This is a genomic window from Bacillus sp. NH11B, assembly GCF_001884205.1.
GTDB lineage: Bacteria > Bacillota > Bacilli > Bacillales > Bacillaceae_G > Bacillus_A > Bacillus_A proteolyticus.
The window spans coordinates 1-391 of record NZ_MAOG01000095.1; the positions used below are offsets into that span (position 1 = coordinate 1).

General features: G+C 34.3%; 1 pseudogene. It reads right to left on the reverse strand.

The features are described from left to right. Nucleotides 1-391 (reverse strand): annotated as a pseudogene (locus BAU27_RS14325) (IS4 family transposase); the annotation flags it as partial.

Sequence of the window (391 nt, forward strand, 5' to 3'; positions counted from 1 at the left end):
CCATTCCGTAGGAATATTTGTCATATATACCGTAATTCCTTGTAAAAGTTTCGTACGCTCTGTATATGTAATTCCTTTTTTCTTTTCACGAATAGCTCGATCACGTAGGCGTTTTTGTTTTTGCTCCTCCGTACATTTATAAACCACGATGCGAGTAGGTAATTTGTCTTTGCTCCCTACATATACATCATGTAATTCATACACTTGGCCAGGCTGTAATTGGTTCATGATTTCTTCCAAATGAATTTGTATATATACCGGCCTCAGTTGAGCTGGTTTTGTTTTAAATACGACTGTTTCGAATTCTTTTCTATATATCTTAGTTGGTAACTTAAGACGTGATAAATAATATCCTTGATTATCTTGAATAGACTTAAAGTCTTGTAAACGA